The 20593-nt window shown below is 71.1% G+C and carries 19 protein-coding genes; 8 read left to right on the top strand and 11 right to left on the bottom strand.

What is annotated here, in order from left to right; translation table 11 throughout:
* Positions 1 to 208 precede the first annotated feature (208 nt).
* The 4 genes from NHL60_RS11440 to NHL60_RS11455 all read left to right on the top strand — a co-directional run bounded on the left by NHL60_RS11440 (position 209) and on the right by NHL60_RS11455 (position 4487).
* Positions 209 to 679, top strand: a complete 471-nt coding sequence (locus NHL60_RS11440) for an aminoacyl-tRNA deacylase (protein ID WP_253443358.1) — start codon at positions 209 to 211, stop codon at positions 677 to 679.
* Positions 680 to 803: 124 nt separating this feature from the next.
* Entirely contained in the window at positions 804 to 1970 is a 1167-nt protein-coding gene (locus NHL60_RS11445) for a ChaN family lipoprotein (protein ID WP_253443360.1), read from the top strand.
* 3 nt (positions 1971 to 1973) lie between these two features.
* Positions 1974 to 3989: a M1 family metallopeptidase gene (locus NHL60_RS11450; RefSeq protein ID WP_253443362.1), complete on the top strand. Its 2016-nt coding sequence runs from the start codon at positions 1974 to 1976 to the stop codon at positions 3987 to 3989.
* A gap of 99 nt (positions 3990 to 4088) precedes the next feature.
* Positions 4089 to 4487: a glutaredoxin gene (locus NHL60_RS11455; RefSeq protein WP_253443364.1), complete on the top strand. Its 399-nt coding sequence runs from the start codon at positions 4089 to 4091 to the stop codon at positions 4485 to 4487.
* A 56-nt stretch (positions 4488 to 4543) separates the two neighbouring features.
* Here NHL60_RS11455 and NHL60_RS11460 read toward each other — a convergent pair whose 3' ends face one another.
* The 9 genes from NHL60_RS11460 to NHL60_RS11500 form a co-directional block, all read right to left on the bottom strand.
* Positions 4544 to 6160, bottom strand: coding sequence for a PH domain-containing protein (locus NHL60_RS11460; RefSeq protein WP_253443366.1), 1617 nt, complete (start codon positions 6158 to 6160; stop codon positions 4544 to 4546).
* Positions 6147 to 6689 carry a PH domain-containing protein gene (locus NHL60_RS11465; protein WP_253443368.1) on the bottom strand — a complete coding sequence of 181 codons (543 nt, stop codon included), beginning with the start codon at positions 6687 to 6689 and terminating at the stop codon, positions 6147 to 6149. Before NHL60_RS11465 ends, NHL60_RS11460 begins: the two co-directional genes overlap by 14 nt.
* 59 nt (positions 6690 to 6748) lie before the next feature.
* Positions 6749 to 7768 carry an ABC transporter ATP-binding protein gene (locus NHL60_RS11470; protein ID WP_253443370.1) on the bottom strand — a complete coding sequence of 340 codons (1020 nt, stop codon included), beginning with the start codon at positions 7766 to 7768 and terminating at the stop codon, positions 6749 to 6751.
* A complete protein-coding gene (locus NHL60_RS11475) occupies positions 7765 to 8850 on the bottom strand; it encodes an ABC transporter ATP-binding protein (RefSeq protein WP_253443380.1) in 1086 nt (361 codons plus the stop codon). The genes NHL60_RS11470 and NHL60_RS11475 overlap by 4 nt, the downstream gene beginning before the upstream one ends.
* Entirely contained in the window at positions 8850 to 10196 is a 1347-nt protein-coding gene (locus NHL60_RS11480; RefSeq protein ID WP_253443382.1) for an ABC transporter permease, read from the bottom strand. Before NHL60_RS11480 ends, NHL60_RS11475 begins: the two co-directional genes overlap by 1 nt.
* Positions 10193 to 11320 carry an ABC transporter permease gene (locus tag NHL60_RS11485; RefSeq protein ID WP_253443384.1) on the bottom strand — a complete coding sequence of 376 codons (1128 nt, stop codon included), beginning with the start codon at positions 11318 to 11320 and terminating at the stop codon, positions 10193 to 10195. The genes NHL60_RS11480 and NHL60_RS11485 overlap by 4 nt, the downstream gene beginning before the upstream one ends.
* On the bottom strand, positions 11317 to 13908 hold the full coding sequence (locus tag NHL60_RS11490) for an ABC transporter substrate-binding protein (protein WP_253443386.1): 2592 nt from the start codon (positions 13906 to 13908) through the stop codon (positions 11317 to 11319). The genes NHL60_RS11485 and NHL60_RS11490 overlap by 4 nt, the downstream gene beginning before the upstream one ends.
* A gap of 80 nt (positions 13909 to 13988) precedes the next feature.
* Positions 13989 to 15200: a methyltransferase gene (locus NHL60_RS11495; protein ID WP_253443388.1), complete on the bottom strand. Its 1212-nt coding sequence runs from the start codon at positions 15198 to 15200 to the stop codon at positions 13989 to 13991.
* Positions 15201 to 15212: 12 nt separating this feature from the next.
* Complete coding sequence (locus tag NHL60_RS11500) at positions 15213 to 16181, bottom strand: DUF523 and DUF1722 domain-containing protein (RefSeq protein ID WP_253443390.1); 969 nt, start codon at positions 16179 to 16181, stop codon at positions 15213 to 15215.
* 63 nt (positions 16182 to 16244) lie between these two features.
* Here NHL60_RS11500 and NHL60_RS11505 point away from each other — a divergent pair, with 63 nt between their 5' ends.
* The 4 genes from NHL60_RS11505 (at position 16245) to NHL60_RS11520 (ending at position 18813) form a co-directional block, all read left to right on the top strand.
* The gene (locus tag NHL60_RS11505) at positions 16245 to 16568 is read left to right on the top strand and encodes a hypothetical protein (protein ID WP_253443393.1); all 324 of its coding nucleotides are present in this window, start codon (positions 16245 to 16247) and stop codon (positions 16566 to 16568) included.
* A 104-nt stretch (positions 16569 to 16672) separates the two neighbouring features.
* Positions 16673 to 16951: a peptidylprolyl isomerase gene (locus NHL60_RS11510; RefSeq protein ID WP_253443395.1), complete on the top strand. Its 279-nt coding sequence runs from the start codon at positions 16673 to 16675 to the stop codon at positions 16949 to 16951.
* Positions 16952 to 17110: 159 nt separating this feature from the next.
* Entirely contained in the window at positions 17111 to 18055 is a 945-nt protein-coding gene (locus tag NHL60_RS11515) for an ABC transporter ATP-binding protein (protein WP_253443397.1), read from the top strand.
* Positions 18052 to 18813, top strand: coding sequence for an ABC transporter permease (locus NHL60_RS11520; RefSeq protein ID WP_253443398.1), 762 nt, complete (start codon positions 18052 to 18054; stop codon positions 18811 to 18813). Before NHL60_RS11515 ends, NHL60_RS11520 begins: the two co-directional genes overlap by 4 nt.
* Before the next feature lie 18 nt (positions 18814 to 18831).
* On the opposite strand, the gene NHL60_RS11525 is transcribed toward NHL60_RS11520, so the two are convergent.
* Both NHL60_RS11525 and NHL60_RS11530 read right to left on the bottom strand, forming a co-directional pair.
* The gene (locus tag NHL60_RS11525) at positions 18832 to 19458 is read right to left on the bottom strand and encodes a hypothetical protein (RefSeq protein WP_253443400.1); all 627 of its coding nucleotides are present in this window, start codon (positions 19456 to 19458) and stop codon (positions 18832 to 18834) included.
* 123 nt (positions 19459 to 19581) lie between these two features.
* Positions 19582 to 20562, bottom strand: coding sequence for a hypothetical protein (locus NHL60_RS11530; protein ID WP_253443402.1), 981 nt, complete (start codon positions 20560 to 20562; stop codon positions 19582 to 19584).
* Positions 20563 to 20593: the final 31 nt, after the last annotated feature.

A 20593-nucleotide genomic window follows, 5' to 3' on the forward strand; every position in this document is an offset into this window, starting at 1 on the left:
TCGAAGGCCAGGCCCATGCTACACCGTCAGGGCCTTATCGACCCCGTCTCGATACATGCCGGTGCTCCGATACTTTTGAGTCTAGGGCCCCAGCCAACCGGCTGCATAGCGGCAAGCGGACTATCCTCAAGGGAGGGACAACACGTTCAACCTGAAGGGAGGCAACCACCGCCAGTTCACGGCCCAACCGGCCGAAGGAGAGAGTGCCATGACCATCCCGATGACCCTGCAGGAGTACCTGAGGTCCTGCGATATCGACTTCGAGGAGCTACCCCACCCCCGCGAAACGACCGCCAGCCGTATCGCCGAGAAGTCTCATATCTCCGGCGACCGCATGGCCAAGGCGGTGATGCTCCAGAGCGACTCCGGCTATCGCCTCGCCGTGGTGCCCAGCAGCTGCGATGCCGATCTCGAGCAGCTCTCCCAGCTGCTCCACGAGAAGGTGGCGCTGGCCTCCGAGCAGCAGATCCAGGAGCACTTTCGCGACTGCGACCCCGGCGCCACCTCCCCGGTCGGCCAGGCCTGGGGCCTGCAGGTCTACGTGGACGACATGCTCCGCCACCAGCCCGACGTCTACTTCGATGCCGGCGACCACGAGACCCTGATCCATATGAGCGGGCGGGAGTTCGACCGCCTGATGCACGATAGCCCCCACGGGCGCTTCAGCCGCCACTACTGACCCGGGCACATGAGGTGGTGCCCGCCGGGCCGCGATCCGCGTTGATCGCGGCCCTTTCCTGCCGGGGCGCCGACTGCGCTATGGTAGCGGCCTGAGTCCCGCCGACCTGCCCCCAGGAGCTCCCATGCCGCGCCTTGCTTTCCGCTCGTCTCCCCCATGCCTTGCCGCTCCCCTCCTTGCCCTGCTCCTCACCGGACTGCCCGCCGCCGCCCTGGCCGATGAGTGCCCTGCCCCCGGCCAGTGGCAGCACCATGGCCAGGCAGCAGACGCCGCCGCGCTGCTGGCCGATCTGGCCGAGCGCCGCGTGGTGCTGCTCGGCGAACAGCATGAGCGCCTGGCCCACCACCGCTGGCAGCTGCACACCCTGGCCGGCCTGCACGCCCATGAGCCGCGAATGGCCATCGGCCTGGAGATGCTGCCCCGGGAGGCGCAGCCGGTGCTGGACGCCTGGGTGGCCGGCGAGCTCGACGAGGCCGGCTTCCTGGCCGAGAGCGACTGGCTGGGCAGCTGGGGCTATGACCCAGACGCCTACCTGCCGATCCTGCACTTTGCGCGCATGCAGCGCATCCCGCTGCTGGCCCTCAACGTCACCCCGGCCCTGCGCCAGCGCATCGCGGAAGAGGGGTGGGAGGCGATCCCCCCGGAGGAGCGCCACGCCATCACCCCGCCCACCTCCGCCTCCGAGGGGTACCGGGAGGCGCTGGCCGAGGTCTATGCCAACCACCCCAGCGCCGAGGACCCCGAGGCGGGGCTCGAGCGCTTCGTGGCCGCCCAGCTGGTCTGGGACCGCGCCATGGCCCAGGGGCTGGCCGATGCCAGCGCCGACACGCCCCTGGTGGTGGGCCTGATGGGGCGCGGCCATGTGACCTACGGCCACGGCGTCCCCCATCAGCTGGCCGATCTGGGCATCGAACAGACGGCGACGCTGCTGCCCTGGAGCGCGGAGGAGAGCTGCACGCCCCCAGCGGGCATCGCCGACGCCCTCTTTATCCTGGGCGACGAGACGCCTTTCGAGCCCGCCGAGCCCCAGCGCCTCGGCGTGCTGATCGGCACCGCCGAGGGGGGCGTGCGGGTGATGAGCGTCATGGAGGAGAGCCTGGCGGAATCCCTGGGCCTCAGGCGCGACGACCTGATCACCGAGGCCGCCGGCCGCCCCCTGCGCCGCCCCGGCGAGCTCACCGACCTGGTGCGCCGCCAGACCCCGGGCACGGTGCTGCCACTCACCGTCAGCCGGGATGGCGAGCGCGAGGAGCTGCTGGCCCGCTTCCCGCTGCGTAACGGGACGCCCTGAGCCATGCCGTACCGCCTGAAGCCCCTGAGCACCGGCCGAGCCATGGCGCGGCTGGCGCCTGCCCTGCTGGCCGCCTCCGCCTGGGCGGGGCCGGCCGCGGCGTCCAGCGCCCCGGAAGGCGCCGACGCGCCTCTCCAGGAACCTGCCCAGCGACACCTGAGCCTGCGCCTGGATCCCGCGGGGCGCACCCTCGCCGGCGAGCTGGTCCAGGCGCTGCCCCGGGGCGGCCAGTTCCGGCTGCTGCCCGGCCTTGAGGTCGAGACGGCGCGCTGCGACGACGCGCCGCTGGCGGTGGCCCACGAGGGCGAGGGGCTGTGGCGGGTCGCCCCCTGCCCGGGCCAAATCTCACTGAGCTGGTCGGGCCGCCTCGGCGAAGGCAGCGGCGAACGGGGCCTCAGGCTCTCGGAGGCGGGCAGTCTGCTGCCCACCCGGGCCGGCTGGTATCCCCATCTGGCCGAACGCGCCGGCCCGCTGGTGGTCGAGGTCGAGACGCCCTCCACCCAGCGCGCGGTGGCCAGCGGCTCCCTGGTGGAGGAGCGCACCACGGCCGAGGGTCGGCTCGCCCGCTTCCAGCACCCCCACACCCTGGCGCTGGAGGTGGCAACCGGCCCCTGGCAGCGGCGCGAACGCGAGGTCAACGGCGTGACCCTGCGGGTGCTCTTTCCCGAGGCCCTGGACGCCGCCTTCGGCGCCACCTACCTGGACAGGGCCGCCGCGCACCTTCAGGCCTTCGAGCAGCGCCTGGGGGACTTTCCATTCACGAGCTTCAGCATCGCCGCCTCGCCGGCGCCGGTAGGCGTGGCCTTTCCCGGCTTCACCCTGCTCGGCGAGCGAGTGATCCCGCTGCCCTTCATTCCCGAGACCTCACTACCCCACGAGATCATGCACGCCTGGTGGGGCGCCGGCGTGCTGGTGGAGTACGCCGACGGCAACTGGGCCGAGGCGCTGACCACCTACCTGGCGGATCACGCCGTTGCCGAGGCGGCCGGCGAGGACGCCGAGCTGCGCCGGGGCTGGCTGCGCGACCTGGCCGCCCTGCCCTCCGGGCAGACCGGCAGGCTGCGCGACTTTCGCGGCGGACCGGACCCCGCCGGGCGCCTGATCGGCTACCAGCACGGCGCCCTGCTCTTCCATATGCTGCGAAAGCGCCTGGGGGACGACGCCTTCGACGCGGCCCTGGGCGAGCTGGCCGACGCCTGGATGCATCGCCGCGCCGACTGGCAGGCCCTGGAGGCCGCCTTCAGTGCCGCCGCCGAAAAGGACCTGGCGCCCTTCTTCAGCGCCTGGCGCGACCGCTCCGGCCGCCCCGACCTGGCCCTGGAGGGGGTGCGCCTCGAGGACGAAAGCGGCACCTTCTGGCTGCGCGGCGAGCTGGTGCAGCGCGGCGACAATGCCCCCTGGCCGCTGACCGTGCCGCTGGTGGTGGAGACGGCGTCGGGGCCGGTGACCCTGAATCAGGACATGGAGAGCGAGCGCCAGCCCTTCGGAATCCCCCTGGGCGAGCGCCCCCTGGCGCTGGAGGTGGACCCCGACGCCGACCTGGCCCGCCACCCGGGCGCCCTGCCCAGCCTGCTGCGCCGCCTGCTGCTGGACGCCGACACCAGGCTCGTCGCCCTGACACCGGCGCTGGAACCCCTGGCCGAGCGCGCCCTGGCCCGTCGGCTCGAGACGTGGCCCGCCGAGGCCGGGCTGGATGACGCCCCACCGCTGCTGGTGGTGGGCACCACCGAGCAGGTTGCCGAATGGCGCCGGTCGCAGGGCCTCAGCGCCCCGCCGCGGGACGCCCTGAAACAGGAAACGCTGGAAACGGCGGGTCGCGCGCGCTTCTGGATGCACCCGGACCACCCCATCGGCCTGCTCAGCGGCGACGATGCCGAAAGCCTCGCCCTGCTGGCCGCCCGACTGCGCCACCACGGCCAGCGCAGCCACCTGGTACTGGATGAAGACGGCGAGACCCGCCGCGCCGGCACCTGGCCGGCAGGCGAGAATCCGCTAAGGGTGGCGTTCCCCCCGGAGTGACCAGAGAGGGCCAGGGGATGGCCAGCGCGCGCCCGGCCAGGCATCATGGGCGCCGCTTTTCCTGATCCCAGCCCGACTCAAAAGAGGTCCATTTCACCGATGCGAATCATCATCCGCACCTTCTTTCGCGGCCTGCGCCTGGTGCTGGCGCCGGTCGTGCTGATCGCCGAGAAACTCTCCACGCCCCAGTCCGTGGAGCGCACCCCGGAAGAGCAGGCCGAGGTCGACCGCGCCTGCGAGAATCTCGCCCTCTACCAGTTCCGCACCTGCCCCTTCTGCGTCAAGGTGCGCAAGGAGATCGCCCGCCTGGGCCTGAAGAAGATCGAGGTGCGCGACGCCCAGCTCGACCCCGAGCACCGCAAGGCCCTGGCCGAGGGCGGCGGGCGCATCAAGGTGCCCTGCCTAAAGATCACCCACGAGGACGGCAGCGACGAGTGGCTCTACGAGTCCGACGCCATCAACGCCTGGCTGCACAAGCGCTTCGGCAAGGCCGCGTGACACTCTCCGTTTGACACCCCCCGCCTGCCGCGGGACCGATTCGGCGCCGCCGCGGGTCACCGCAACGAGGGCGCCGGCGCCGAGCCTTCGGCCTCCACGCCCGCCAGCAGCCGATTGGCCAGGGCATCGGCCCGCTCGGCGCGCAGATAGGGCAGCGTGACCGGCCCGTTGGCCAGATGGAGATGCAGCGTCGCCACGCCGCGGCGGCGCTGCAGCCAGCTCTGCTGCACCTCTACCGCCACCAGGCTGCCCGTGGGAAACAGCCGGGTGCGCTGCCCCAGAAGCCCCTGGCGCACGATCAGGTACTCCCCCTCCCGGGCCCAGCCCAGGGCGCACCAGCGCAGCTGGGCCAGCAGCGCCGCCAGGGCGGTCAGACCCCCAAGACCCACCAGGAAGACCGCCGAAAGCACTCCGGGCCCTGCCCCCGGGGCCAGCGAGCGCAGCGCCAGGCCGCCGGATGCGGCGTCGCCGGCGGATTCGCCGTTCAGCACGGCGCCAACCAGCAGCCAGGCGCCGACCAGCGCGGCGGCCAGGAGCGCCAGCAGCATCCGCAGAAAAAGCACCCGCCGATAGAGCGGCTCGACCCGCGCCAGGGGCGTGGCCATCGCAAGCCCGGGCCAGAACACGCCGGCTAGCCGGCGCCCGTCGGCCAGGCCGAGCCCCGGCACCACAAAGCGCCGCGCCTCGGCCTCCGCGCCCCCCGCCGCGCCAAACTGGTGACAGACCAGATAGCCGCGCCGCAGCAGGCGGCCGAGGCCGGTCTGCACCCACTCCACCACCTGCAGCCGCGACAGCATCAGCACCTGCTCCCGACGGTTGAAGAGCCCGCTCACCTGGCGCTGGCGCTCGCCGTCGTCGTCGTGGAGCCGGTAGCCGTGAAAGCGCCACCAGGCCGCCAGCACCGAGAGCAGCGCCAGCCCCAGCAGCAGCGCCGCCATGCCCAGCGCCACCGCCGCCGGGGCGGAGGTCGGCAGCCAGGCCGGCGGTGTCGTCTGCGGCAGCGTCTCGTGCAGCCAGCGCTCCAGGGGACGCACCAGCGGCGAGAGCATGGCGGCGATCACGTAGACCGAGCGGCTGGCCAGGCCATGCAGCACCAGGGCGCCGGGGGTGATGCGATAGCGCAGGCGCGGAGCCGGCCGGGCCGGCTCCGCGGCGGCCTCGTCGGGCTCCGACGCTGCCTTGGCTACACCCCCGGCGGGGCGCAGACGGCGGTCCAGGGCCTCGGCCACGTCGCGCCGAATACCCGGCAGGGCGATCCGCGAGGCCTCGCCGGCCCGGGTCTCCACCTGCCACTTCACCAGGCCGAAGGGGCGCATGTAGAACGGCTGATGGATCTCCACCTGCTGAACGTGCTCCGCCGCCACCTTGAACTCGCGGCGCTCGAGCAGTCCCCGGCAGATGATCAGCAGATCGCCGTCGAGGCGAAAGCGGAAGCGCCGGTAGTAGGCCAGGCTGAGCAGCAGCGCCGCGCCCAGCAGCAGCGCGCCCCCCAGGGCCATTTCGCGCAGGCCGATGCGCTCGACCATGGCCAGGCCCGCGCCGGCACCGGCTACCAGCGGCAGATGCTGGCGCAGCAGGGAGGCGCCGCCGCTGATCAGCAGGAGCCCCATGGCCCAGGGCGAGAGGCGCTGCCAGCCCTCAAGCGCCGGGGCGTCAGGGTCAGGCTGGGTCATCGCCGTCCTCCCTCGGCGCCGGCGTGCCGCTCACCCTGGCCAGCAGATGCTGCTTGACCGCCTCGGCGCGCTCGGCGGGAAGCCCTTCCAGCACCAGGTCGGCGCCGCGCCCGCCCGCCGTGAAGCAGACCAGCCGGACCAGCCCGAAGCCGCGCTCCAGGGGGTTGCTGAGGGTCTCCACGTGCTGCAGGCGGGCGACGGGCAGCACTCGGCTACGCTGCACCAGCAGGCCGCGGCGGTAGATCAGGTCGTGCTCGCGCAGGGCATAGCCGCGCCGGCGCGCCTCGACCCAGCCCAGGCTGGCCAGGAATAGCCCCAGCAGCAGCACCCCACCCGCGGCGGCAGGCTGCCAGCGCACCAGCTCCTCGGCCGGGGCGGGAAAGAGCCATACCAGCCCGGCCACCAGGATCCAGCGGCCCATGACCGACAGCGCATGGCAGGGGGCCAGGCGCCGGGAGACCGGCGTCAGCGCGACCCGCTCCCAGCGCGGCAGCGCCGCCGGGTCGAGCGCCTCGTTGTGAAAGGACATGGCAGGCGTCTCCTGTTATCCGGTGCGTGTTTCATGCGATCGAGCGACGCGCGGCCGGCTCAGGGCGCGGGCGGGGCCGGCTCGTCGAAGAGCCAGCACGCCACCCGGCGCGCCGGGGCGGTGGCGATCTCCGGCGGCGCCTCCACCTCGCAGCGCCCGGCGATGGCCCGGGCACAGCGCGGATGGAAGCGGCAGCCGGACGGCGGGGTGATCAGGCTCGGCGGCTCGCCGGGGGGAACCTCCCGCTGGCGGGTGGCGTTGGCCGCGTCGGGGTCGGAGAGCACGCCCAGCAGCGCCCGGGTATAGGGGTGCTCGGGGGCATCCAGCAGCGCCTCCACCGGGGCGCTCTCCACCACCTTGCCGGCGTAGAGCACCAGGATGCGCTCGGCATAGTGGCGCACCGTGGCCAGGTCGTGGGTCACGAAGGCGAGCGTCAGGCCCCGCTGGCGCTGGATGCCCCGCAAGAGCTCCAGGATCTCCACCCGCACCGAGGCGTCGAGCATCGACACCGGCTCATCGGCGATCACCAGGGCCGGCTCGAGGATCAGCGCCCGGGCGATCACCACCCGCTGCTGCTGGCCGCCGCTGAGCATATGCGGAAACTTGCCCAGAAACTCCTCCACCGGGGTGAGGCGCACCTCCTCCAAGGCCGCGCGGATGCGCCGCTCGCGCTCGGCGCGATCGCCCACGCCATGCACCTTGAGCGGCTCGGCCAGGATGCGGCGCACGTCCAGGAAGGGCGGCAGCGCCCCGAAGGGGTCCTGCTGCACATAGCCCACCCGGGCGCGCCACGCCTTGAGCTCGGCGCCCCCGAGCGAGGCCAGATCGCGCCCCTCGCAGCGCACTTCCCCCGCCGTGGGGCGATGCAGCCCCAGCAGGGTGCGCACCAGGGAGCTCTTGCCGCAGCCCGACTCGCCCACGAAGGCCACCGCCTCGCCCCGGGCCAGGGTAAAGCTGACGTCGTCCACGGCGCGCACCGCTCCCACCCGCAGAAAGCCCCACTGGCGCAGCTCGAACCAGGTGTGCAGGCCCCGGGCCTCCACCAGAGGGGCTTCCATCAGAGGGGCTTCGGCGGTCATGGCGTCTCCTCCCGACCGGTCGCATGGAGCCAGCAGCGCACCCGGTGGCGGCTCTCTCTCACCTCGCTACTCACCTCGCCCCCCACGCCTGGCTCTCCCCCTGGCTCCACGCCTGCTCCCGCCCCGTCGGCGGTCTCCGGCACGAAGGCCGGCGGCGACTCGGCGCAGCGGGCGAAGCGCGCCGGGCAGCGCGCGGCGAAGCGGCAGCCGCCGGGCGGGTCGAGCAGGCTCGGCGGCTGACCGGCGATGGCCCGGGGCCGGCGGCGCTCATGGAGCCGGGGCACGCTTTCCATCAGCATACGCGAATAGGGATGGGCCGGGGCGGTGAAGAAGCGCTCGGCGCTGCAGGTCTCCACCAGCTCGCCGGCGTACATCAGCGCCACCCGGTCGGCCAGCTCGCTGGAGGTGGCCACGTCGTGAGTGATCAGGATAAAGCTGGTGCCCTGGTCGCGCTTGATCTCCTTCAAGACATTCATGATCGCCGCCTGGGTCAGCACGTCCAGGGCCGAGGTGGGCTCGTCGAGGATCACCAGCTCCGGCTCCGCCACCAGCGCCATGGCCAGCACCGCCCGCTGGCGCATGCCGCCGGAAAGCTCGAAGGGGTAGCGGGCCATGAAGTCCAGCGGCAGCCCCACCCGCTGGAACACCTCGGCGGCGCGCTCGAGGGCCCGGCGCCTCGGCCAGCGCTTCAGTTCGCGCAGCGGCTCGGCCACCTGCTCCCCCACCTTGACCACCGGGTTGAGGGCGTTCATGGAGGCCTGCATCACCAGCGCCAGCCGCGACCACTGCACCTCGCGGCGAAAGCGCTCGTCGGAAAGCTCGCTGATCAGGGTCTCCCCCAGCCACACGCGGCCGCCGTGGTGGGCCAGGTTGCGAGGGTGCAGGCGCATCAGCGCCCGGGCGAGCGAGCTCTTGCCGCAGCCCGACTCGCCGAGCACCACCAGCGCCTCGCCGCGCTTCACATCGAAGGTGAGCCCGTCCACGGCGCGCACCGCTCCCTGGCGGGTTCGGTAGTGCAGGGCCAGCGCCTCGACCCGCAGCAGGGCTTCCCCCGCCGCGACGCCTGTCGTCGTTGTCGCCATCACAGGCTCCTCAGTCGCGGATTGAACACCCGATCCAGGGCGAAGCCGAGCATGGCGAAGCCCAGGCCGGTCAGCATCAGCAGCAGCGCCGGCGACACCACCCAGTAGACGTAGCCGTTGTAGAGCGCGCTCTGGGACTGAGCGTCGTTGAGCACCTTGCCCCAGGTGGGCAGCTCCGGGTCGCCGAGCCCCAGCACCGCCAGGGACGCCTCCAGGAAGACGAAGGTGGGGATCAGGGTGACGAAGCTCGGCACCAGCACCGGCAGGATCCGCGGCAGCATGTAGCGCATCACGATGCGCAGGTTGGAGGCGCCATAGGCCCGGGCCGCCTCGATATAGGGCGCCTCGCGGATCGGCAGCAGCATGGCGCGGTAGGTCTTGATGCCGGCGCTGAAGATGCCGAGCAGCACCACCACCCCGAGCATCAGCCAGATGCTCGTGGAGTAGAGGGTGCCCACCATCACGAGTATCGGCAGCACCGGCAGGATCATGTTGACCTCGGTGAGCCGCTGGATGACGGCGTCCACCCAGCCCCGGTACCAGACCCCCACGGCGGCGATTACCAGGGTGGTCAGGGTGGTGCCCACCGCGGCGATCAGCCCGAAGGCGAGCGCCACCGGCGTGCCCCAGAGCAGCGCCAGGCTCAGGGCGCGCCGCTGATGGTCGGTGCCGGCGATGCCGTGAACCCGCCCGTAGACCACCAGCTCCGCCTCGAGGGGCGCCTCGGCGTCGAAGAGCACCGCCTCCAGCACCAGGCCGTAGCGCCCCGTCTGCAGCGACGGCGCGCCCGCCTCCCCCTCGGCCTTCTCGGCGGCGAAGAGCCCGATATGGGGAGCCAGGCCGCCCAGGCGCTGCGCCAGGGCGCGATCCTGGGAGATGGAGATACGCTCGCGCTCGCCGAGCCGATGGCCCCCCAGAGGGATCTCGCGGCCGTCGGGGGTCTGCCACAGCAGGCGCACGAAGGGCGGCCGGGCGTGCCCCTCGGCGGTCAGGAAGAGATTGAGCTCGCTCGGGAAGTCGTCGAAGGCGTAGTCGAAGGTGAGCGGCAGGGTCAGCCGCCGCCCCCCGGGGAAGGGGTGCACCTCCGCCTCGACGTCGCGACTGGCGATCACCCGAGTGGTGGGCGCCCTGCCGCCGCGCAGGCGGTCGACCCACACCGGGGCGGCATTGACCGGGTGGTACTGCCAGCGCTCGCCGCCGCGCCAGCGCTCCAGGGCCTCGCCGTAGGGCACCGCCAGGGGGGCCGCCAGGGCCACTCCGACCAGCACCAAGATGATGGCCACCCCGGCGATGGCCGAGGGGTAGCGGGCCAGCTCCCGCCAGCGACCGCTGCGCCAGGCGATCATGAGCGCCCTCCCCTGACCCGCACCCTGGGGTCGAGCAGCGCATAGAGGAAGTCGAGCAGAAAGACCGTGGCCGCCAGCAGATAGGCGAAGATCACCACGCCGCCGATGATCACCGGGGTATCCCGGTGGCCGATGGCCTGGAAGAGCAGCGAGCCGAGCCCCGGCCAGTTGAACACCTGCTCGAGGATGATGGCGCCGCTCCACAGGCCGATCAGCATCAGCAGAAAGCTGGTGATGATGGGCGCCAGGGTCGGGCGCAGGATATAGCGCCGCTCGATGCGCCGGGCGCTGAGCCCCTTGGCGCGGGCCATCTCCACGTGGTCCTCGCTCGAGTGGATCAGAAAGAAGGTGCGCCAGGAGTAGATGGAGACGAAGATCGAGGAGAGAAACATCGCCGCCACCGGCAGCAGCATGTGGCGCGCCAGGCTCGCCGCGTACTCGAGCCGGCTCTCGGGGGGCGGCGCGGTGACCATGCCGCCGGCGGGCAGCAGCGGGAAGAGAAAGGCGAAGAACAGGATCAGGAAGATGCCGTAGAACCAGCCGGGAGCCGCCGAGCTCGGCGCCAGGGCGATGACGGTGCGATCCAGGGCGCTGCCGTAGCGCCGCGAGAGATGCAGGGCGGCAAACACCGCAGTGAAGAAGACCAGCAGGTTGGCGCTGCCGAAGAGCAGCAGGGTCGCCGGCAGGCGCTCGACGATGATGTCGCGCACCTCCCTGGAGCCGCGGTCGCTGTGCATCTGCTCGGCGCGGCCCAGGTCGAGGCTCAGGGCCCGCCTGAGGTAGTCGAGGCTGCGCACGATGAAGGGCTGGTCGAGGCGCAGCCGCTCCACCTCCAGGGCCACCTGGCGCTCCACCAGGGCGCTGCGCTCCTCGCCGGGCATGTCGAAGAAGGCGGGATCGGCGCGCACCGCCTCCACCGCTTCGCTGCGGATCTGCACCAGGCGCAGTTCATCCACCTGGCCGCCCATGTTGGCCACCAGGATGGTCAGGTAGACGCCCACCACCACCGTGGCCAGCAGCGCCAGCAGGCGGGCGGCGGCATAGAGCAGCAGATGGCGCAGGTCGCGCAGCCGGGAGCGTCGCAGGTCGGGGCGGACGGGCCTCCCCGCGGAGGCGGGCTTCATCGGGGCACCTCCTCGCCGGGTGGCAGGGTGGCAAAGACGTGGGAGGCGAAGGCCGGCAGCGCCACCCGGCGGCTGATCACGGCGAGCTCCAGGCTATTGGCGCCGCTGCCCAGCCCCGCCAGGGTCTCGGCATCCAGGCGCACCCGCCACTGGCCCTGCCCCAGGGGCTCGGCCTCGCCGCGGCCTGCCAGGGCGCCGTCGCCGTCGAAGAGCAGGTAGCTCACCTCGCGGAGTTCCTCCTCGGGATAGGGCGCCCCCTCCACGGTCACCGCCAGGCGAAACTCGGCGCCCTCCCGCCCCTCGCGCCCACCGACGGCCAGGCCGTTGGCGCCGGGGGCCCGGCCCGCCGCCACCACCAGGGGGCCGTCGAGCAGCAGCTCGGGGATGGGGGCGCGGCTCAGCCCCAGCCAGCGGTCGGCGGGGCCTCGAAAGCCCTCGAAGCGGCGCAGCACCACGCTGCCCTCCACCGGATGCACCGAGTGCAGGCGGTAGGGGCCACTGCCCACCCAGAAGTGGCCGAAGGCGCGCTGCCAGGCGTCCAGGGCGGCGAAGCGCCTCTCCGGCTCCCCGGGCGCCAGCCAGTCCCCCAGGGCGTCGCCATAGGGAAGCGGCAGCTGTTCCTGCAGCTGTTCCTGCACCCCGGCCAGCAGCCGCTCGAGCACCGGCAGGCTGGGCCCGGCCACCAGGCTCAGCCAGTCCACCCGCTGGCGGTCCGCCTTGTTGGAGGAGAAGGCCAGCTCGCCGCGGCGCTCGCCGAGGATCCCCAGCATCAGCACGTGCCAGGGCAGCGGGCTCGGCGCCCGGGCAGCGACGATGCTCTCGGCGTCGGGGAAGATCTGGTCGCTGTAGACCTCGATGACCAGGGGCTCGGTGGAGAGGATCCGCCAGCCGCGGAAGTGGCGCCGGAAGGCCTCGAAGGTGGCGAGGTGGGCGGGGTCGAAGAGCGGGCTTGCCTCGCTTGCCCGCTCGAAGTCGAGGATCCAGGGCAGAACGAAATCCGCGGGGGTCAGCCAGGAGCCATCGTGCCAGCGCCGGGCGAAGAGCTCGGGGTCGTAGCGGACCCGCACCCGGGTGCGGGCGGTAAGCCCCTCCGGATGGGCCTCATCGGCGGGGATGAAGCGCCCGTGCAGGGCGTCCCAGTCGACCCAGGCGTCGCCGGGCACGGCGATCTGCGCCTCCCGGGTCAGCGTCAGCCAGTCGAGGGTATGCTCCACCGGGATGCCCGCTTCTACCGCCAGCTCGGCGCGGGCGATGCGCTGGGGGTGGTAGAGCCCGGTATAGGGGTCGGGCAGCACCACGGGGTCCTGGGTGGCCCGGGTGATCATGCGATCGAAGGCCCAATTGCTGCCCGCCACCGGGTTCCAGGGCTCCCCGAGCAGCCCCGGCAGGCCCACCACCATGCGTCCGCCGAGCCGGTCGGTATAGCGCAGGGTGTAGGGCCAGAGCGCCGAGCCGGAGACGCCGCCGGCCAGGTCCGCCGCCACCTCCACGTTGGCGGCTCGGGCCGAGGCGTTGAGCTGGTCCACCAGCCAGACCCGGGAGGAGTCCACCAGGGCCAGCTCAAGGGCGCGAGCCATCATCCCCTGGCGCTCCTCCCGGCTGGCATAGTCCCGCCGGGAGAGCCGGTCGGCGAGGGCATCGAACTCGGGCGCGGGGCGATAGGCCTGCCACAGCGGCTCGGCGCGGCCGCGGGGCGTGTAGTAGAAGCTGAAGTTGTCGGCCTGGTCGCGCTGGATGACGATGGAGATCCAGGCCCCGGTGTAGAGGTGCCACTCGCCGGCGGCGGGGTCGGTGGCGATCCAGAGCCTGGAGGCCTCCTCGGCGGTGCGGTAGCGCCGCTCCACCTCGAAGCCGAGCCCCTGGAGCAGGTTGGCCAGGTAGTCCCCCACCCGGCGGCGCTCGTCCTCGGTACGGATCAGCAGGCGCAGTCGCACCGGCTCCCCCGCGAAGACCCAGCGCCCCTCCCGGCGCTCGGCGCCGAGCTCGCCCATGCCGGCCTCGATGGCCTCCCGGGCGCGGTCCGGGTCATGGGCGTAGCGCAGCTCCAGGGCGCGGGCCTCTTCGGCCAGCCTGGCGTAGTCGGGAAAGGCGGTGGAGAGCGGCAGGGTGCGCGGCACCGCCAGGCCGCCGTAGAGCTCCTCGGCCACGTGGCGGCGGTCGACCAGCCAGTTGAGGGCCTCGCGGATCTCGGGCAGGGCGAAGGGGTTGAGGCTGCCATCGGCCAGGATCGGCCCCGTCGGATTGAGGGTCAGCTCGCTTGAGGTGCCGAAGGCCAGGTCCATGTCGGCGTGAATGGAGTCGCGCAGGCGATTGACCACGGTGGGGCTGGAGATGCCCTGGCTGAAGAGCTGGTGGCTGCCCGCCTCGATCAGCCCGGTGACCCGGCCGAGGTCGGTCTCGCGCAGGAAGACGATCTCGTCGAGCAGCCCGCCCTGGCGCTCGGCCAGGGCCGCGGCGTCCACCGCGCCCGCCACCGTTCCCGCCCGCTGCCCCGCCTCCCGCTCCGTGCGCTCACGGTCGGGAGACAGCGCCACCAGGAGTACCGCCGCCAGCAGCAGCGCGCTGATGCCCAGACCCACTCCCTTCATGCCCCGCTCCTGATGAAATTTCCTGTCTTCTCTTGTATCGCCTGCAGGCACTCAGAGCACCCGGAGCGCCACAAGTTTTTTCAACGCTTGCGAGCCCGCAGCAGCAGGTTGCGCGGCGTCAGCGAGCGCGCGCAGAAGGTGCCGAGCTCCACCGCGTAGCCGGCCTCCTCGAGAAAGGCCAGGCGGTCCAGGGCCAGCCACACCTCCAGGGGCCGGCGGTAGAGGTGGCGGACCAGCTCCAGGCGCGCCACCTCCCTATGGCGCCGCCACCCCTCGGCCTCGAGGGCGGCCCAGTCGACCTCCTCGGGCAGCGCGAGGCCCTTCTGCGCCGCCGCCCAGCGGCAGAACTCGGAAAAGCGCGACGGCATCCTGCCGTAGGCGAGGCTCGGCACCGGCAGGTAGGCATCGACGCCGCGCACCCGGCGCTGCAGCCGGTCGAAGCCGAGCCGCCAGGCCGAGGCGCGCTCCCGGTGGCGCTGCACGCCCCGAGGGGCGGTCACCGTCTCCTGCACGGCCAGGGTCAGGGCGTCGCGGTCGAGCGTAAGACCGGCAGCCGCGGCGAGGGCGCGCCCCCGGGCCGAGAGCGGACGATAGCGCTCGTCGGCGGTGCGCTGATAGCAGCAGGGCGCCAGCACCACCTCGCTGCCCGCCTCCGCGGCCAGCGTCAGCAGGCGCCGGTGCAGATCGCCGCAGGCGTGCAGCGCCACGGCCCGGCTGCCGGCGTGGAGCCAGCGCCCGGCCTCTTCGGCCATCACGTCCTGGACCCGAAAGCGCACCGCGGCGCTTTGCCCCTGGGCCAGGACGCTACCCGCCGCGCAGAGCGCCGGGTCCCACTCCAGTGCCGTGACCTCGACGCCGTGGCGCTGGGCCAGGGCCCGGGCCAGGTGCCCCTTGCCGGCACACCACTCCACCAGGTCCACCGGCGCCTCGTCAGGGCTCGCCGGCACCTGAGGCACGAAGGCCTCGAGCTGGCGCCGCTTGCGCTCGGCGATGCCTTCGGCCCAGGCCTCCGGCAGGGTGACGTGACGCGACAGGTCCGGCAGCGCCACCAGCTCGGCCAGCGCTGCCACGGGCAGCCAGGCGGCCAGGGGGGAGTCGGCCAACGCAGCGCTGGCAAAGGGGTCCGCCTGCAGGCGGGCGAGCGTATCATCGTCCAGGGCCAGCAGCGCCTCGGCGAGCCCGGGCCAGCGCGAACGCCAGGCGGGCTCCGGCTCCTGGAAAGGCAGGCAGCGCCACAGCGGCGCGCCCTCGGCCAGCCGCTCGGTGAGCCGCTGGAAACGTGTGTCATGCATCACGGCGTCGACTCAGATAGCGTTGCGCAGCCCCAGCTCGTAGGGGTGAGGGTCCAGATAGGTCTGGCGGCGAATATACTCGGAGCCGTGGCGCTTGAGGTAGTGGCTGAGCAGGCGGATCGGCACCGCCAGATGCACGTGGCCCTGGCGGTACTCCTCGATGGCGGCGAGCAGGTCCTGGCGGGTCTCGGCGTCCAGGGCCTCCTTGAGGTAGCCGAAGACGTGCATCAGGGCGTTGGTGTGGGTCTTGCGGGTGGCCGGCCGCGCCAGGGCCGTCATGAAGCGCTGCAGGTAGTGGGCCATGGCCTCCTCCAGGGGCAGCCCGCTGGACTCCGCCAGGTAGCGCCCCAGCTCGCGGTAGGCCTCCACATGGTGGGCCATCAGCAGGTACTTCTGGCGGCTGTGGAACTGCAGCAGCTCGTGGTAGCTGGGGTGGGCTTCCACCTGGCGCTTCCAGTCGTCGAGGGCATAGACCCGGGTGATGAAGTTCTCGCGCAGCACCGCATCGTTCATGCGCGCCTCCTCCTCCAGGGGCAGGGTCGGGAAGTGGCGCTTCAGGGCCCGCACGAAGGCGCCGGCATCCGAGTGGCTGGGCATGCCGTTCTCACCGTAGACCTTGACCCGCTCCAGGCCGCAGCTGGGCGAGCCCTTCATCAGGATGAAGCCGCGCAGGTGGCGATGCGCCTCGATAAAGGCCCGGCTCACCTCCTCGAGCCCCTCGGTGACGTCGAGGGTCGCGTCCACGGTGCCCACCACCCTGGGCTCCTCCCCCGGGGCGCCCACCAGGCGGATCGGTTCCCTGGGCACGCCGAGGCCGGCCTCAAGCTCGGGGCAGAAGGGCTCGAAGGCGAAGCGCTCAGCGAGTACCTCCAGGCAGTAGCGCGACCGCTTGTGGCCGCCGTTGTAGCGCACCTGCTCCCCCATCAGACAGGCGCTGATGCCCACCGGAATCCCCGCCCGGCTTGCCACCGTCTCACTCATTCCTTTCTTCTCCTGTGTTATAACCCCCTCGACGTCACCATCAACAGCTATAGGGAGGGGGCCATGGGCCGCTTCGTCGTAACTCTCGCACTGCTCGCCGCCCTCGTCTACGGCGGGCTCCACTGGTACTACGGCCACGCCGCCGAACGGGCCATCGAGGAACAGCTGGAGGCCCGGGGCCTCGACGCCGTGGAGCTGGAGGGGGTCGACTACGGCTGGCTGGCACCGGTCAGCCGGGAGGCGCGGATCACCGCCCGGGTACGCTACCGCGGCGCCTCGGCCAGCCTGGATATCCGGGTGGTGGGTCACCCGCTGTTCGACGACGAGGTGCGCCTGGAGCTCGACGGCCTGCAGGCCCTCAGGCTCAGCATCGGCCTGGGTGGCTGAGGCCGGCCAGCGAGCATGCTATGCTCGCTTCTTCACTCTTCACTCACTCATTCAGGGGCCGGCAGAGTCGCCGGCCTTCACTGCAACACTCTCGGGAGAGATCCATGGCCAGGGCAACCGCGCGTCATATTCTGGTAAGCAGCAAGGAAAAGTGTGAGGCCTTGAAGGCCGAGATCGAGGGCGGCCGCGACTTCGCCGAGGTGGCCCGCGAACACTCTAGCTGCCCCTCCGGCCGCCAGGGTGGCGATCTGGGCAGCTTCGGCCCGGGCCAGATGGTCCGCGAGTTCGACGAGGTGGTCTTCTCCGGCGAGCTCAACAAGGTGCACGGGCCGGTGAAGACCCAGTTCGGCTTCCACCTGCTCGAGATCACCAGTCGCAGCTGATCCCGTCTCGAGGCCGAACCCGAAAGCCGCGCATGGCCGTCATGCGCGGCTTTCTTGTACCATACCTGTATCAAGACCAGCCCTGTATCAAGACCATCCCCGTATCAGGCGGCCCACCTCTCGGGGGCAGGCCCGCCGCTTCGCGACCAGGAGGCCCACTTGCACCATGATCCGGTGATCAGCGTCGAGCGACTCTCGAAGACCTATGCCGGCGGCTTCCAGGCGCTGAAGGAGGTCTCCCTGGAGATTCGGCGTGGCGAGATCTTCGCCCTGCTGGGGCCCAACGGGGCTGGCAAGACCACCCTGATCAGCGTGATCTGCGGCCTGGTCAACGCCACCTCGGGCCGGGTGCTGGTGGATGGCCACGACAACGTGCGGGAGTTCCGCGCCGCCCGGGAGCGCATCGGCCTGGTGCCCCAGGAGCTGACCAACGACGCCTTCATCCGGGTCTGGGACACGGTCGCCTTCAGCCGCGGCCTGTTCGGCAAGCCGAAGGACCCCGACCATCTGGAGAAGGTGCTGCGCTCGCTGTCGCTGTGGGAGAAGCGCCACAACCGCATGATCACTCTCTCCGGGGGCATGAAGCGCCGGGTGCTGATCGCCAAGGCGCTGGCCCACGAGCCGGAGATCCTGTTTCTCGACGAGCCCACCGCCGGCGTCGACGTGGAGCTGCGTCGGGACATGTGGGAGGTGGTGCGCCAGCTGCGCGACAGCGGGGTGACCATCATTCTCACCACCCACTATATCGAGGAGGCCGAGGAGATGGCCGACCGCATCGGCGTCATCCGCGGCGGCGAGCTGGTGCTGGTGGAAGAGAAGCGCACCCTGATGCGCCAGCTCGGCAGCAAGGAGCTGACGCTGCATCTGCGCGAGCCGCTCGAGGCGATTCCTGCCGCCCTCGGCCGCCATGCCCTGGCCCTGGCCGAGGAGGGCCATGCTCTGGTCTACAGCTATGACGCCAGCGAGGAGGACGAAGAGTCGAGCGGCATCGCCGAGCTGCTGGCCGATCTCGAGGCCGAGGGGATCGGCTTCAAGGACCTGAACACCCGCCAGAGCTCCCTGGAGGAGATCTTCGTCAGCCTGGTCAAGGAGAAGGCGCAATGAACCTGAACGCCGTCAAGACCCTCTACCAGGCCGAGATGGCTCGCAGCCTGCGCACCGTGCTGCAGAGCGTCGTCTCGCCGGTGATCTCCACCTCGCTCTACTTCGTGGTGTTTGGCGCGGCCATTGGCACCCGCATCAGCGAGGTGAACGGCGTGAGCTACGGTGCCTTTATCGTACCGGGGCTGATCATGCTGCTGCTGCTCACCCAGAGCGTCTCCAACGCCTCCTTCGGTATCTTCTTCCCGCGCTTCTCGGGCACTATCTACGAGGTGCTCTCGGCGCCGATGTCCTACCGGGAGATCGTCATGGGCTATGTGGGGGCGGCGGCCACCAAGTCCATCATTCTCGGGCTGATCGTGCTGGCCACCGCCCGGCTCTTCGTGCCCTACAGCATCGAGCACCCGCTGATGATGGTGCTCTTCCTGGTGCTTACCGCCCTCACCTTCAGCCTGCTGGGTTTCATCATCGGCATCTGGGCCGACGGCTTCGAGAAGCTGCAGCTGGTGCCGCTGCTGGTGATCACTCCCCTCACCTTCCTCGGCGGCACCTTCTACTCCATCGACATGCTGCCCCCCTTCTGGCAGGCGGTGACTCTGGCCAATCCGGTGGTCTACCTGGTCAGCGGTTTCCGCTGGAGCTTCTACGGCATCGGCGACGTCAGCCCGGTGGTGAGCCTCGTCGTGATCACCCTCTTCCTGGCCGCGGCGCTGGCAGTGGTAGAACGCATCTTCCGCACCGGGTACCGGCTCAAGCCGTGAACCCTCGGCACTTCGCCGTCAGCGCGCCGCCTGGGCGCGCACGGCGTCGAGGTCCCAGGCCCTGAGCAGCGCCACGGCCGGATCCGACGTTTCCAGCCCCTGGCCATTGACCTGCATCAGGATGCGACCGTCCATCAGGAAGGAGACCTCGGCGTTGCCGCGCTCCGGCTCCCACTTGACCAGCGCCGACTCCCGCCCGATGCGAATGCGCTCCATGTTGGGCTGGGCGGCCACCATGGCAGGGTTGTTGAACAGGGCCGACATGGCCTGAATCATGGGGTTGTCGATCATCAGCTGGGCCTTGAGCCGGCCGCTCCCCTCCTCCTGACGATACTCACGCTCCAGGGTGGTACCGCCGGCGCCGAACATCGCCGCCGCACCGCCGCCTCCGCCACTTGAGGCCACCTCGCCGGCGCTCCAGCCTTCGGGGGGCTCGGGGAAGGTGTCGGCGATGCGCCCGGACATCAGCTTGCGAATATCGTTGATGGCGAACTCCAGCTCGGTGATCGCCGCGCCGTACTCCTGCTCCTGATAGAGCTCCAGGCCCAGCTCGATCTGCTCGGTGACATCATCCGCCTGAGCGCTCAAGGCCCCCATGGAAAGAAATAGTGCTCCCACCGTGCATACTCCAATGCCGCGCTTCATGACCGCGCCCTCCTCGTGATGGAACCTTCTTGGCTCCGGCTCCTGCAGCATAGCAGCGCCCCGACCCTCGGTGGCGCTGCCTCCCCCTCTGACGTCCTGTTCTGCTCTCGCGATCTGCACGGCTCAGCTCCGCGACTCGGCCGCAGGAGTCGGAGCCTCTTCCTGGCTGCCGGTGGCTTTCTCCTTGAGGGTGCGGAACTTCTTCGACATGCCGTCCAGCTTCGCCTCCCATTCGGGGTCAGGGGTCTGGCCTTCGATGGTCTTGAAGTAGGCCTGCATCATGCAGGTGATGGCGAAGGGCTCGAGCACCGCCACCTTGACGCTCCAGGCGAACAGCAGCGCCACCACCACGCCGGTAGCCGACCAGCCACCGGGGATCAGGTAGGCCACCAGGGCCGCCGGCGCCAGCATCACCAGAAAGATCACGAAGGAGAGCCCGTAGACGATCAGCGCCAGCCAGGCGGCGTTCTTGAACATCGGCTTGAGGTTCTGGCCGTAGAGCACCAGGCCGTCGCGGGAGGCGCCCCAGGGGTTGTCGGCCCGGGTGCGGAAGCTGTAGGCGAGAATCACCTCGTCGATAAAGCCCACGGCAATACGCAGGAACATCTGCACTACGCGCAGGAACTGCTGCGCCCCGGGAAACGGCAGCAGGCGAAAGACGCTGCGCACCAGTCCGGTCAGGGCCTTCAGCACGCCCTTGATCAGCTGGTCCACAGCGAACAGGGCGCTGGCCTGACCGAAGCGCTCCTTGACCGAGGCGGTGGCGTGCTGGATCTGGCTGCGCCCGTGGGGCAGCGACTGCCCCTCGAGCAGCTCCACCAGCACGGCGATGTGTCCCGCCTTGACCATATAGAGCAGATACTCGCGCAGCACGTACATGATCACGCCGACGATGCCGAAGCCGATGGCACCGCCCCAGAAGGTGGTAGCCGCCCGGAAGCCTTCATCGCCGAAGCCGCCGATGCCCCAGCCGACGCCGGCGCCTACGCCGGTCATTAGCACATAGGCCAGCGCGACGCCGAAGTAGACCGCCAGCCGGAAGAGCAGAAAGGGCATTGTCTTGACCATCAGCCCCACCGACTGACCGATACGAAAGTCCCACATGGGTCCCCCTATGGCATGACCAGGTAATCCG

Source organism: Halomonas sp. Y3, assembly GCF_024137965.1.
Lineage (GTDB): Bacteria > Pseudomonadota > Gammaproteobacteria > Pseudomonadales > Halomonadaceae > Halomonas > Halomonas mongoliensis.